This is a genomic window from Mesobacillus zeae (genome assembly GCF_003570705.1).
GTDB classification, from domain to species: Bacteria; Bacillota; Bacilli; order Bacillales; family Cytobacillaceae; genus Mesobacillus_C; species Mesobacillus_C zeae.
Map to the genome: position 1 here is coordinate 82,483 of NZ_QWVT01000018.1, position 13,471 is coordinate 95,953.

At 45.0% G+C, this 13,471-nt stretch carries 15 protein-coding genes and 1 pseudogene; 14 read left to right on the forward strand and 2 right to left on the reverse strand.

Features of this window, described 5'->3' with window-relative positions; translation table 11 throughout:
* Nucleotides 1-36: 36 nt before the first annotated feature.
* Nucleotides 37-1,404: an MATE family efflux transporter gene (locus D1970_RS11315; protein WP_119112976.1), complete on the forward strand. Its 1,368-nt coding sequence runs from the start codon at nt 37-39 to the stop codon at nt 1,402-1,404.
* Nucleotides 1,405-1,484: 80 nt separating this feature from the next.
* On the opposite strand, the pseudogene D1970_RS11320 reads toward D1970_RS11315, so the two are convergent.
* Nucleotides 1,485-1,739: pseudogene (locus tag D1970_RS11320) on the reverse strand (helix-turn-helix transcriptional regulator); the annotation flags it as partial.
* A 191-nt stretch (nt 1,740-1,930) separates the two neighbouring features.
* Here D1970_RS11320 and D1970_RS11325 point away from each other — a divergent pair.
* From D1970_RS11325 to D1970_RS11355, 7 genes are all read left to right on the forward strand, one after another.
* Nucleotides 1,931-2,050: a pyridoxine 5'-phosphate oxidase C-terminal domain-containing protein gene (locus D1970_RS11325; protein ID WP_219915716.1), complete on the forward strand. Its 120-nt coding sequence runs from the start codon at nt 1,931-1,933 to the stop codon at nt 2,048-2,050.
* A gap of 179 nt (nt 2,051-2,229) precedes the next feature.
* On the forward strand, nt 2,230-2,649 hold the full coding sequence (gene nikR, locus D1970_RS11330) for a nickel-responsive transcriptional regulator NikR (RefSeq protein WP_119112978.1): 420 nt from the start codon (nt 2,230-2,232) through the stop codon (nt 2,647-2,649).
* Nucleotides 2,650-2,671: 22 nt separating this feature from the next.
* Nucleotides 2,672-4,279: an ABC transporter substrate-binding protein gene (locus D1970_RS11335; protein WP_119112979.1), complete on the forward strand. Its 1,608-nt coding sequence runs from the start codon at nt 2,672-2,674 to the stop codon at nt 4,277-4,279.
* A 2-nt stretch (nt 4,280-4,281) separates the two neighbouring features.
* Complete coding sequence (locus D1970_RS11340) at nt 4,282-5,274, forward strand: ABC transporter permease (RefSeq protein WP_374978551.1); 993 nt, start codon at nt 4,282-4,284, stop codon at nt 5,272-5,274.
* Nucleotides 5,274-6,104, forward strand: a complete 831-nt coding sequence (locus D1970_RS11345; protein WP_119112980.1) for an ABC transporter permease — start codon at nt 5,274-5,276, stop codon at nt 6,102-6,104. Before D1970_RS11340 ends, D1970_RS11345 begins: the two co-directional genes overlap by 1 nt.
* A gap of 24 nt (nt 6,105-6,128) precedes the next feature.
* Complete coding sequence (locus D1970_RS11350) at nt 6,129-7,052, forward strand: ABC transporter ATP-binding protein (protein ID WP_119112981.1); 924 nt, start codon at nt 6,129-6,131, stop codon at nt 7,050-7,052.
* Complete coding sequence (locus D1970_RS11355; protein ID WP_119112982.1) at nt 7,042-7,647, forward strand: ABC transporter ATP-binding protein; 606 nt, start codon at nt 7,042-7,044, stop codon at nt 7,645-7,647. The genes D1970_RS11350 and D1970_RS11355 overlap by 11 nt, the downstream gene beginning before the upstream one ends.
* Nucleotides 7,648-8,327: 680 nt before the next feature.
* On the opposite strand, the gene D1970_RS11365 is transcribed toward D1970_RS11355, so the two are convergent.
* Nucleotides 8,328-8,708, reverse strand: coding sequence for an ester cyclase (locus D1970_RS11365; protein WP_181213358.1), 381 nt, complete (start codon nt 8,706-8,708; stop codon nt 8,328-8,330).
* A 728-nt stretch (nt 8,709-9,436) separates the two neighbouring features.
* On the opposite strand from D1970_RS11365, the gene D1970_RS11370 reads away from it, so the two are divergent.
* The 6 genes from D1970_RS11370 to D1970_RS11395 all read left to right on the forward strand — a co-directional run bounded on the left by D1970_RS11370 (nt 9,437) and on the right by D1970_RS11395 (nt 13,184).
* Nucleotides 9,437-9,673: an RHS repeat-associated core domain-containing protein gene (locus D1970_RS11370; protein ID WP_119112985.1), complete on the forward strand. Its 237-nt coding sequence runs from the start codon at nt 9,437-9,439 to the stop codon at nt 9,671-9,673.
* 111 nt (nt 9,674-9,784) lie between these two features.
* On the forward strand, nt 9,785-10,507 hold the full coding sequence (locus D1970_RS11375; protein WP_119112986.1) for a hypothetical protein: 723 nt from the start codon (nt 9,785-9,787) through the stop codon (nt 10,505-10,507).
* Between the two features lie 29 nt (nt 10,508-10,536).
* Nucleotides 10,537-10,776: a 3'-5' exonuclease gene (locus D1970_RS11380; RefSeq protein ID WP_119112987.1), complete on the forward strand. Its 240-nt coding sequence runs from the start codon at nt 10,537-10,539 to the stop codon at nt 10,774-10,776.
* Between the two features lie 621 nt (nt 10,777-11,397).
* Complete coding sequence (locus D1970_RS11385; protein WP_119112988.1) at nt 11,398-11,802, forward strand: SMI1/KNR4 family protein; 405 nt, start codon at nt 11,398-11,400, stop codon at nt 11,800-11,802.
* Between the two features lie 390 nt (nt 11,803-12,192).
* Entirely contained in the window at nt 12,193-12,639 is a 447-nt protein-coding gene (locus D1970_RS11390; protein WP_119112989.1) for a 2-thiouracil desulfurase family protein, read from the forward strand.
* A 71-nt stretch (nt 12,640-12,710) separates the two neighbouring features.
* Nucleotides 12,711-13,184, forward strand: coding sequence for a hypothetical protein (locus D1970_RS11395; RefSeq protein ID WP_119112990.1), 474 nt, complete (start codon nt 12,711-12,713; stop codon nt 13,182-13,184).
* Nucleotides 13,185-13,471: the final 287 nt, after the last annotated feature.

Here is a 13,471-nt window from a genome sequence, read left to right on the forward strand (position 1 = left end):
TTGAAGATTACAATTCCGACAAAGGAGTTTTCAAAAATGAATAAAGAAAGTCATGCAAAAATGGCAAAGCCGATGGTCGCTTTTCTGATTCCAGTGATTCTTGCCAGTGTCCTGCAGTCATTGGGCCAGGTGTTTGGAATTATATACGTTGGGCAAGCGTTAGGTGTAGAGTCTTTAGCGGCAATTTCGGCATTTTTTCCGCTTTTCTTCTTCCTTATATCTTTTGCGATCGGTATAGGATCTGGAAGTTCAATTCTGGTAGGCCAAACATACGGCGGCGGAAATATCTCCAAAATGAAAGAGGTTGTAGGAGTCACGCTGGCTTTTACACTGACCATATCGATTGGGGTATCAGTGTTTGGAACACTCTTTACTGAAAATATCCTTAAATGGATGGGGACACCAGATGATATTTTATTAATAAGTGCCGGTTATGCGCGCATCCTTTTCATCACACTTCCGATTACGTTCTTATATATGGTATACACGACATTTATGAGAGGGGTTGGCGACTCCAAGACTCCGTTTTACTTCCTGTTGGTTAGCGTTGTGACAAATATTATCTTGCTGCCAATATCCATTTCAGGCTGGTTTGGGTTCCCTAAGCAGGGCTTGAACGGTGCGGCATACGCCGCAGTATTATCCAGTTTTATCGCATTTTTGTTTCTTATGGGGTACTTATACAAAAGGGGTCATATATTAAAGTTAGACTCTATCATACTAAAAAACTTCCGCTTAAAAGGCCCTATACTAAAAAGCTTGCTAAAATTAGCAATCCCTACAAGTATTAGCATGGTTGCTATTTCCATGTCGGAAATAGCAGTCATTACTTTCGTCAATGATTATGGATTTCATGCAACTGCAGCATACGGGATTGTGAATCAGCTTGCGAGCTATGTTCAAATCCCGGCGATGAGCATTTCGATAGCCATGTCCGTGTTTGTTGCGCAAGCGGTGGGGTCCGGAAAGTTCCTACAGATTAATGAAGTATCCAGGGTGGGTATTAAGCTGAATTATCTGCTGGGAGGAATCCTGATTCTTATTGTCTATTTGTTGGCAGATCCCATTTTGAATATCTTTCTGGATCACGGTGAGACAATCAAGATAGCAAAGGGCCTTATTTTTATCTCGTTTTGGGGCTATGCCATTTTAGGCCATACGATGTCGCTCTCGGCAAAAATGAGAGCAACAGGAACGGTTTTATGGCCGACTATTTTTACGATAGCAAGTATTTGGCTGATTCAAGTACCGGCTGCATACTTACTATCGAGCTATACCTCACTTGGAATAAATGGTGTCTGGCTGGCCTATCCCATTGCCTTCCTGACGAATTTCTTTGTTCAATCCATGTACCACTATTTTTATTGGAAAAAGAAATCGCTAAAAGCATTATTGAATGAGTGATTCGATGAAACTGTAGGGGAGAATGTTCATTAATCTGTTGATGGAAGTGTAAGTCATTCCAGATTATACGGGGGGTTATGGATGGAGAAAAAGATCGAGATTGATTCATCCTCACTAAAGGTGATGGGAGGAAGATTTCTTTCATTCAAAACTTGATAGCCGTCGTGCGGGCAGACCTCTGAATACAATGGTACGCCCATTTCGCATAATTCCTGCAAATCTCTCAATACTGTTCTTTTTGAAACCCCGGACTCCTTGGCCAGCTCTCCGACTGTAAAGCGTTTCTTCCGATTCAGCATCAGCATCATTTCATTCAATCTTTTAGCCTTTGACATTGTTACCTCCCTAAATATACATTAGTTGTCACCATTGAAATATACAGCGGCCATGATGTCCACTGTTATGATCCGGAAGGTTTCTGCAGGGTCATGAGAGAATTTCTTGATAAATAGGAAACTATATCCGCTAGAGCCTGGTGCTTGAATAGAGCTGCAAGAAGCCCGGCTACATTTATCCATATTGGACTCTGTGCAGAGTGGAAGCGGAGGAAGTGGAGTTTTGGCAAGGCGATGAAGAGCGCAAGCATACCAGAGTACGATACTTGCTCACGGAAACCGGGTGGATGAAGGAGCAGTTGTGGTCATAAAGTAAGCCCGTTCACCGTTTTGTTAAAACTATAACAGGGAATCACCTTGTTGGTCCTGATTTCCAGGTCTAAAATGGAAATGACGTCTATCACCCTGAGATAGGGTGATTCTTTTGACTTTGCGTGTTACGAATCTATAAAAATGTGTTACCAGAACATACATAAAGGTGGAGTGATATATGGAAGATTCATCGTTGAAACGTTTTGGAGTATCGATGGATGGTGCATTGCTGCGGAAGTTTGATGGATTGGTCGGGCTTAGAGGCTATGAAAATCGTTCTGAAGCAGTCCGCGATCTTGTCCGCGATGCGCTGATCCAGCAGTCATGGGAAGAGAGTGAGCAGCTAGTTGCCGGAAGCATCCTCTTGTTTTACAACCATCACCAGCGAAACTTGCTTGAGGAAATGACCAATATTCAGCACGGATATCACGACTTTATCCTTGCCACCACTCATTTTCATCTCGACCATCACAGCTGCCTTGAAATCATCGTGGTCAAAGGGAAAGCGAAGGATATCCAGGAATTGAGCAACAAGCTGACAAGTCTGAAGGGTGTGGAGTACGGGAAGTTTACGGTCGCGCCTGTTGAAAAAGTGTAACTAATAGACGAGGAGTTTTACGATGAATAAAAAATACGCGGGATTTGCCGCAATGATCATGCTTCTTTTTGCATTTGTGCTCACAGGCTGCGGAAATGATCGATCGGCTTCATCCGAAGAATCCAAGCATAAAATTGACGAGCTTGTCCTGTCAATTGAAGGGGAGCCTGAAGCAGGCTTTGACCCTGCAACGGGCTGGGGCCGCTACGGTTCGCCACTGTTTCAAAGCACTTTATTAAAAAGGGATAACGACCTTAACATCATCAATGATCTTGCAACAAACTACCATGTGAACGATGACGGAAAAGTGTGGAGTGTCGATTTGCGGGATGATGCCAAATTTTCAGATGGCAAGCCCGTGACCGCAGAAGATGTGGAATTCACCTTCGAAACAGCCTTGAAAAAAGGCTCGGTTGTCGATCTGAATGTATTGGAAAATGTTGAAGCAGTTGATCCTTACAATGTGGAATTTACCCTCAAAAAAGCTCAATCCACATTTATAAACTCATTGATTGTCACAGGAATCATCCCTAAACATGCATACGGGAAAGATTACAGCAAAAAGCCAATAGGATCGGGTCCTTACCAGCTCGTCCAGTGGGACAAGGGGCAACAGCTGATTGTAAAAGCAAATCCCGAGTATTATGGACAGAAGCCCTATTTTAAAAAGCTGACATTCCTGTTCTTAAGCGAGGATGCGACCTTCGCGGCTGCAAAAGCTAAGGAAGTCGATGTTGCGGCCATTCCCGCTTCATTCAGCAAGCAGGCTGTGCCTGGCATGAAGCTTGCAGTGGTGAAGTCGGTCGACAACCGCGGCATCATGTTTCCATGTATCGAATCTGGAAGCAAGACGAAGTCGGGTTTGCCGGCAGGCAACGATGTAACCGCCGACCCGGCCATCCGCCATGCAATCAATACGGCGGTTGACAGACAAGCGCTGATTGACGGTGTACTCGAAGGACATGGTACGAAAGCGTATACTTCCGCTGACGGACTTCCATGGTGGAATCCGGAGACTGTTTTTCATGATGGAGATGCTGCAGGAGCAAAGGAAAAATTGAAGGAAGCAGGCTGGAAGGATACTGATGGTGATGGGGTTCTTGAAAAAGGAAAGGTGAAAGCACAGTTCACCCTCTACTATCCTGCTGGCGATGATATTAGGCAATCCATCGCAATCGCGGTTGCCGACATGATCAAACCGCTTGGCATCGTGATGGACATCGAGGGCGGAAGCTGGGATGCAATCGAAAAGGAGATGTATTCCAATGCCGTCCTGCTGGGGTGGGGAAGCCATGACCCGCATGAAATGTACAATCTATACAGCAGTAAATATGCCGGAATCGACTATAATAACACAGGCTTTTATAAAAATGAAACCGTGGATGAGTACCTTGAAAAAGCGCTATCCACAACAGATATGAATGAATCGATGGAGTATTGGAAAAAAGCGCAATGGGACGGAAACACAGGTCTTAGCGGCAAAGGCGATGCCCCGTGGGCATGGCTGGTGAATATTGACCATTTATATCTTGTAAAAGACCGACTGGACATTGGGAAGCAAAGAATTCAGCCACATACTCACGGCTGGCCTTTGACCTACAATATTGAAGAGTGGAAATGGGCTGAGTAATTGTGGAGAAAAGCAGAAAACTGGCAATCTTTCTTTTGCTGAAGGTATTAAGGATGGCAACGCTGCTGGCGGCTATTTGTTTCATTTCGTTTTTGCTCGTCAAGAACTCGCCCATCGACCCGGTGCAGGCATACATTGGTGCCGATATGGTCAATGTCGGTCCGGAGCAGCGGGAGCAGATTGCCGAGTATTGGGGTCTGGATGAGCCAATCATGCTGCAGTTTTCACATTGGGCCGGCGCATTGCTGTCAGGGGACATGGGCACGTCGATGGTTTATCGCGAGCCTGTTGCCGACATCATCAGTGTCCGGTTCCGGCATTCCATCGCGCTCATGCTTGCAGCATGGATATTGTCAGGGATCATCGGGTTTGCACTCGGCGCTGTCGCAGCGATGAAAAAAGGGACGCTAGCGGACCGGATCATCCAATGGTACTGCTACACGCTGGCATCCACCCCGACTTTTTGGATGGGACTCCTTGTCCTGATGGTGTTCTCCGTCTGGCTCGGCTGGTTCCCTATTGGGCTCGGCGTTCCGGCAGGTGTCCTTACTGAAGATATTACATTCAGCGAGAGGATTCAGCATCTGATTCTTCCCGCTGTGACGCTCAGCATCGTCGGTGTCGGGAATGTGGCGCTGCATACCCGCCAGAAGCTGATCGATGTTCTTGGCAGTGAATATGTTCTGTTCGCGAGAGCAAGGGGAGAACAGGGTTTTGTTCTGTTTTGGAGACATGGCTTGCGAAACATTATGGTTCCGGCCCTCATGCTGCAATTCGCTTCTTTCAGCGAACTCTTTGGCGGGGCTGTTCTTGCCGAACAGGTTTTTTCGTACCCAGGGCTCGGGCAGGCGACGGTAGAGGCGGGCATAAAAGGGGACGTGCCACTGCTGTTGGGCTTGGTCCTTTTTAGTGCCGTGTTTGTTTTTGCCGGGAATCTTATAGGGGATATCCTGCATCGCCTGATCGATCCGCGCTTGAGGGAGGAACGGCTCTAATGAGTTCCTTGAAGAATAAAAGACAGCGTGCAATATTGATTACAGTTTTGGCTGTTGTGCTGCTTGCAGGTGTTGTCTTACTTGGCTTTATCTTGGATGAAGAAAAAATTGCGACACATCTTGATAACCGGAATTCACCTCCTTCCCTTGAGCATCTTTTTGGTACGGACTGGCTCGGCAGGGATATGTTCACCAGGACGATGATGGGGCTTTCGCTCAGCATGGGGGTCGGTCTTGCGGGGGCATTAGGAAGCACCATGATTGCGGCTTTCCTTGGAATGATTGCTGCGACGATGGGGAGAGCCGCTGACGCCATCGTTTCCTGGCTGATTGATCTTTTTCTCAGTGTCCCGCACCTTGTCACGCTTATCCTGATTTCTTTTTCATTAGGCGGAGGGGCGAAAGGGATCATCGTGGGGATCGCACTCACGCATTGGCCGAGCCTGTCCCGCGTCATCCGAGCGGAAATGATGCAAATCCGCTCGGCGGAGTATGTCCAAGTGTCCAGGAGAATGGGCAGGCCTGGCTGGTGGATAGCAGCGAAGCATATTTTCCCCCACATTCTTCCGCAGCTGCTTGTCGGCTTTTTGCTCATGTTTCCGCATGCGATTCTGCATGAAGCGGCGGTTACGTTTTTGGGCATGGGGCTGTCGCCTCATCAGCCGGCAATTGGGATCATTCTATCAGAGTCGATGAAATATTTGTCCTCAGGCTTATGGTGGCTGGCCTTTTTTCCAGGGCTTAGCCTGCTTTTCGCGGTGCGTTTGTTCGATGTCATTGGCGGGAACCTTCGGCTGTTCACCGATCCTTCGAAGACTCATGAAGAGTAGCTTTATTAAAGTAAGGAGATATTTATGGCGATCCTTGAAGTTGAAAATCTATCTGTTTCTTTTAAACGATATACAAGAGGATTCAAGCAGGTTAAGAGCAATGTGATTTCCAGCCTGAGTGTCGAGGTGGAAGAAGGGGAGATCATGGCGATTGTAGGGGCGAGCGGATCGGGAAAGAGCTTGCTCGCCCAGGCCATCCTCGGTATTCTTCCCCGGAACGCAATCGTCAGCGGGGGCATTAAATATGGCGGGGAAGTTCTGACTCCCCCCCGTCAAAGAGCTTTGTGCGGCAGGGAGATCGCGCTGGTCCCGCAATCGGTCAATTCGCTTGATCCGCTGATGCGGGTTGGAGAACAGGTGCGCACTTCCGTGAAAAGCGGGAATGCCGCCGCCGCTCAAAAAGAGGTATTCGAGCGTTATCATTTGGACGCAAATGTTGAAAAAATGTACCCATTCCAACTTTCCGGAGGGATGGCGAGGAGGGTGCTGATTTCCACTGCGATGGTGAGCGGGGCACGGGTGATTATTGCCGATGAACCGACACCAGGGCTTGATGAACGGAGTGTGGCGGAAGCGCTCAAACATTTGCGGGAATTTGCCGACAGCAGGTGTGCCGTGCTGCTCATTACGCATGATATTGAATCGGCCCTTAAGATAGCCGACAGGATCGCTGTATTTTACGCAGGCACAACGGTGGAAATTTCGCCTGTTGAAAATTTCAGGGGGAATGGGGAAGAGCTATGGCACCCGTTCAGCAAGGCGCTATGGCGGGCACTCCCGCAAAACGGTTTTGTACCGATTCCAGGTTCGCAGCCCCATCCGGACGATTTGCCTTCAGGCTGCTTATTTGCCCCGCGCTGCGGGATGGCTTCGGCGGAATGCGGTGAAGCGCTGCCGGATATGCGAAAATTGCGGAATGGGAGTGTGAGGTGCATCCATGCAACTTGAAGCGCATTCTTTATCTTTTCGGTACGGGAAAAACCCGTGGCTTTTTAAAAATGTAGAATTTTCGGTAGAGCCCGGGGAGGTTGTTGGCCTTGTTGGACCGAGCGGATTTGGCAAAACGACCTTCTGCCGGATTCTGGCCGGCTATGAACAGCCTGTTGAAGGCAGTGTGACGTTAGGTGGAAATCCCCTCCCAGTGAAAGGGTACCACCCCGTGCAGCTGGTGTTCCAGCATCCCGAAAGGGCGGTCAACCCGCGGTGGAAAATGAATAAGATTTTGAATGAAGCCTGGAAGCCGGACAAGGAACTGCTTGATACGCTGGGAATAGAGCAGGAATGGCTGGCAAGATGGCCGGGCGAGCTGTCTGGTGGTGAGCTGCAGCGTTTTTGCGTGGCCCGGGCGCTTGGCCCTGAAACCCGGTTTTTGATTGCAGATGAAATGACCACCATGCTTGATGCTGTCACGCAGGCTCAAATTTGGCATGCCGTGCTGGAAATCGCCCGACAAAGGGAAATGGGCATCATTGTGGTCAGCCATGAGGCCAAGCTCGTTGAGAGGTTGTGTGACAGGGTCGTAGAACTGGGGAGGCGGTTGTAGAGCTGGATTGTATTTAAAGTGTCTGTTTGTCCCAATGTGCTGATTGTTGGTCCATTTTGAGCCCTTTCTTGTGCCCTAAACAAGCCGATTTCTGTCCAAGGGATCCAGATTTTTTTCTCAATCCTGACTTTGCTTTAAAGAGTCCACCCAGGGCGCCGTTCTTTGGAGGTCACGGGCCCCTCATTTCCTGGTCATAGATGCTTTTCGGACTTTTAACAACCTGAGGAAGCGAATTTCCACCTCCCACGAAAAAATCATCCCAGTCCATAAAAAAAAGCCCGCATCAGGGCACGATTTAATCTTCTTTCATTGAGGCCCGATCATGTTGGAAATGAAGTAGAAGAAGCCAAACATACCAAGTGACCCCATGCTTGTCAGCAGAACGCCGAGCGAGAGGATGGGGTTTTCTTTTTTAAAAAGCAACAATCCGGAAAAGATAATGGTTGCTACAAAGAATACCGGCTACAATAAATTAAGCTTGGGTTCAGAGACAATCAGGAACTTTCCGACAAAGTATAAATTGGCCAGGAAGAAGGAAGCCAGAACGAGCTTTTTCATTACAGCTCATCTTTTTTTCTGCTTTTTCTTAATTATAGCACAGAAAGCCTAATTTGTAAATATTATCCATTTCGAGGATGGATGTTAATTAAAAGCCTTATGTGTATTTTTCTGCAGCGCGCCTAATTCAAATAAAATTGCCGCATCGCTGTTTTCGCACCATAGCTCCTTAACTTTTTCACCAGCGAATTGAAAGATTTTGATTCCCGTTTCCATAACGCGCTGGTCTTCAGCAGGGATATCAAACCCCCCCCTTTATAAGTCATCCACCCCGTATAACGGACTACCAATTTATCGCCCTGCTCTATCAAATCATCCATCACCCACTCGTCATCGTGGAATATAGAGCGATACCATTCCATGAACTCTTTCATCTTTTCACGGGAGTGACCCCCGTTTCTAGAGTGAAAAACAAAGTCCTCTTCTGTCAGCTCGTCCAATATGTCCTGATTCCCTTTCGTAAAGTACTCCTGAAACCATCTCTCCGCCGTTCTCTTTTTCACACTTTTCACCACCGGAGGGTTTATCGTTCATTCAATAAACAAATTTCAAAGTGGAAATATTGAACAAAGTCATCAAAAAACAAGAAGAGTTTTCTTGTTTCAGCATGTAGACAAAGTCTGTTTCATTGACCAGGTCTACATGCTTTTTTATGAATAGATGATTGGGGAATAATCATGCTGTTAAAACATTTTGGAGGATAATATAAAGCTATTATTTTTCTATCAATTTTTAATACGAATATTACCAATATAGCTCAGTATTGTATAATTATACTAAATTAAAATTCAGGAGGTAGGCATTTTATGAACATTAAGCCATTAAAACTTTTTCTTTTAACCTTTGTTTGCTCATTGATTTTTTCTATTGTTTTTATTACTGTAGCACGCATCGACGCTTATTTTAACCCCCCGTCAGCTCCACCAATTTCTATTAAAAAAATAAAATAAAAATAACAGGAGAGTATGCTTGAAAACACAAGACAGCGAATAATGAGTATAAATAGGGCACGGGCAAACGGGCAGTTATTGAATTTTAAGTACAAGGGTAAAGTATATGCTTATGTTTAAAACCAGCGCGGGATATTGTCGCAATTACTGACGAGCTGCAGGAAACGATTGCGCGCTATACCTACGATGAGTGGGGGAATCTGTTAAAGTTAGATGCGTCGACTCCGCTTGGTGCCGAAGTGGCATCAGCCAATCCGTTCCGCTAAGTCGGAAAGTATGGAGTGCAGTATGATAAGGATACAAAGCTTTATTTCATGGGATGGAGGGACTATGACTCCAAAGTAGGCCGCTTTATTGTGGCGGATGATTATGAAGGGGAGGATGACAATCCTATTTCCTTCAACCGTTACCTGTATGCGGAAGCTGATCCTGTCAACAACATCGACCCGGATGGCCTGGCGCCGAAGTGGCTAAAGAAGCTCAAGAAAGGGATCAAAAAAGCATCAAAGGCAGCCTAAAATTATGCCATCGGGGATGATATCCGGACGATTAGGAGCAGGAAGACGAAGTGGTACCAAAAAGCCGGTGCAGCTGTCTTCATCGCATCGAACTTCATTCCGGGCGGGGGTGTGGTTTCCAAGCTGGCCAAGGCAGCCTACAAGGGAACCTCAAGGGCAGTCAAGGCATACAGGACGGTAAAGAAAGTCTCCAAGAAGACATACCGTTCAACAGCCAAGCGTGTGGCCGCGAAGGTATACAAGAGGCCGAAAACAGTGCCGGCAAGATCAATCAAGAGCAGTCCGAGAAAAGAAAGCCGCTCAGCCGCCAAAGTAACCCGGACAACGAAGAAAGCAAAGCCGAAAGTGGCCAAGCGAACCCAGCAGCCGAGAAAGCAAACCCAAACGAGGATTGAGAAGAGGGAAGGAGATTCAAATAGAGAAAGAAACTTAGACAACTCGAACAATTCAAACAACTTGAACAACTCGGATTCGTTTGATAGTAAGGGTAATCTAGGAAAGCTAACTTATAATAAAGATGGTACATGGACTTCATCTGGGGGATTAGAATATGGTTATGATAAGAAATTTGGTAATCGAGTAAAACATATATTGGCTCATCTCGAGTCTAATCCAAACAAAATGAACCATACTGTTTTTAATGTACCTAAAACTAAAGTTCTGCCGCTAATAGACGAAGCTTGGATGAAAAAAGGTCAACCATTATTAGGTGATCCAGGAGCCTATATTGTTCCAATGGGCAGAGTAGTAGGAACTAATGGAGAAACAGCGCTTCGTTTAGTGGTGAAACCTAATACAAATAAAATTATTACAGCATATCCAGTATCACCGTAGAGACGGTGTAGTAAAAGAGGAGGTGGAAAATGCATATCTTTAATGGAAATGTAGTGTGCCCCCGATGTGACGGTAATGGTCTAGTGTATAAATCTAGAGTTGTTGATTTAGACTTGATTATTTACATCTGTGATGAATGTGAAGCATCGTGGCAAAATGAGGAGATTATCTTAAATGAGTTTCAAGACTTAAGTGCTTTTCTTCAAGATAAAGGACTTGTTTATGAGGATGTCCGATTTGTTGATTTAGGATATGATTGGAAAAAATAGTGATGAAAACCTTGATTGGCTATATGCCTCTCAAGGTTTTTTTGGGGGGTGGGTGACGAGTAAACTGCTTGTTACTCATTAAATAAGGATAACCGTAATAATCCCAATACCATCTTTTAACAAATTATATGGTACGCTTAATTGCAGTAAAATGGATGTCTTGTTTAAAGAAAAATACTTTCTGTTAATAAGGTCAATTTCATCAGATACCACCGTTTTCTCTTATTAAAACCTAACCTTCACTTTCCCCATGCTTTTTAAAATTTTTCGCAACTTCGTGCGTACATAGAACGATTATTAAGTTGAGACTACTCCACCTCAATTAAATCCTGAATGTCAATGTCTAACACTTTGCATACTGTTTCTACCGTAGATTGAGGGTGAAGAATATCAAAACGCAAGAAAGGCAGCTAATAATGCCAATGCTGCATTGCATAGAAAAGACCCAGAGCTAAAGGGTAAACAAATTCATGAAATTCACCCAGTTAAATTTGGTGGAAGTCCCACTGATAATGCTAATAAAATTCCGTTGATTCTGAAAGAGCATGCTGAATATACAAGATACTGGAACAACCTTATGCGTAATCTAAAAAAATAACTAACTTGTAAAGGAAGATAAGAATGGACGAACAAATTAAAGCTTTATTAAGCCAATTTGAACTTAATGAACCAGCTTCAGAAATCGATATTAAAAAGGTTGAAGAACTATTGAGTGTTAACTTTCCACAAGAATATTATGACTTTCTATTAATTTCTAATGGTGGAGAAGGTGCAATTGGTCAATCGTATTTAGTATTGTGGAAAATAGAGGATCTAATAGATTTAAACGATGCATATGGGGTTGAAGAGTTTGCCCCAGGTTTATTAATCATCGGTTCTGATGGTGGAGATACAGCTTATTGTATTGATATTAAAAGTGAAATTAAACCATTTGTACAGGTGCCTTTCATTGGAATGGATTTAAGTGAGGTCCAAAGCTGTAGCAATGACTTCAAAGGGTTTCTTAGTTTCTTAGATAAAGAATAATTTATTTATACTGTTTGACCTTGATTGGCTAAATGCCTTTCAAGGTTTTTTATGCAACATTTGAAATTAATTCAACGATTGATAATGTTACTAAGAACACAATATGATAAGGGAACAAACCTCTATTTCATGGGGGGGAGGGACTATGATTCCAAAGAAGGACGTTTTCTCGTGACGGATGAGTATGAAGGGGAGGATGACAATCCTGTTTCTTTTAAAATCTGTAAATGAACAACCACTAGACTTGACTGCAAGAATAGCAGGTTCAGGGAAAAACTAAAACGGAGTTGATTTAAATGAGATGGTGATGAACAAAGGGAAAATTACTAGACATTTTGGGATTGATTTAAGGACCGAATTATAGAAATGTGTCCAAGAGGAGGGAAGAAGATGATTCTCGTAAGCTCTTGTTTGGCAGGCATGGAGGTCCGGTATGATGGCGGACATTGCCTGGATGGGAAGATTGCGGAGTTGATAAAAGAAAATAAGGTGGTGGCTGTTTGCCCTGAGCTGCTTGGCGGGTTTTCGACGCCGCGGCTGCCTGCGGAGATTGTCGGCGGTGATGGGGATGATGTGCTTGATGGTGCGGCGAGGGTGGTGGATAAGTCGGGCCATGATGTTACGGAACAATACATAGAAGGAGCCCGGCTTGCTTTAAAGAAAGCGCAGGAGCTGGGCGCTTCGGCTGTTGTACTGAAAGAGAACAGTCCGTCCTGCGGCAGCTCGATGATTTACAATGGGGAATTCAACGGTACGAAAAAGGCAGGGAATGGTGTGACTGCGGCTCTGTTCAAAAGAAACGGCATCCGTGTGCTGTCTGAAGAAGGGCAGATTTGAGCGGAGTTTGGTTTGCCCGGCATCCAATGGTATAATACAGAGTAAAAAATCACCCTATTATCGGAGGCGCCATGCTTACATTTGAAGAGAAACTTGCCATAATTGAATCATTTCCTGAACTCGAGCGTAAAAAGGTTTCGCTCGGACGCGTTAATTTCCACTTTGGAGAAAGTGCGGAAGACAAGAAAAACGTTGTTTACCATTTGCATCCGAATGGAAACGGGTTTGTTTACGCCGGGAAAATAGAAGGCATCGATACAGACGATAAAGGAATGGTGAACATCCGTGATTTTTCACAGGATGAGCTTCGCGATATTATCAAACAGTCCATTCAATCCCTTATGCCGCCAACAGCAGGGGAAACAGCGATCATCGGTGAAGCTGAAGAAGAGCGCTGGGTAAATGGTGAAAAGCATACCCTGCTGCTTGTCGAGGAAGATGACATGTGGAATGTATATGCCGGCCTGAATCTTGATGGAACTTTCCCCTCATATAACGAAGCGAAGCAATATCTTGAAGAGGAAGGCTTTAGCCGTCGGAAATAATTTTAATTAGAATGAAACTGGAAAAATACTGCCTTTGACAAGGATAACTTTAAGTGCAATAATGATGATAATTTAAATACTGGTACCTTTAAATTCAGTCCCGTGAGGCTGACAAGGACAGCGGAATATGTGAAGAGAGCTGGCGGTTATACGCCATGCTTTCTTCCTGCAAGAAAGGCTTCCTGTCCACTTATGGCAGGAAGCCTTTTTTTGCGCCATCCTCTGTTTGGGCAATATTCTGAAGGAAACTTCGGTACCAGCACAAACTTTTTTAAAAATGGAGGAAT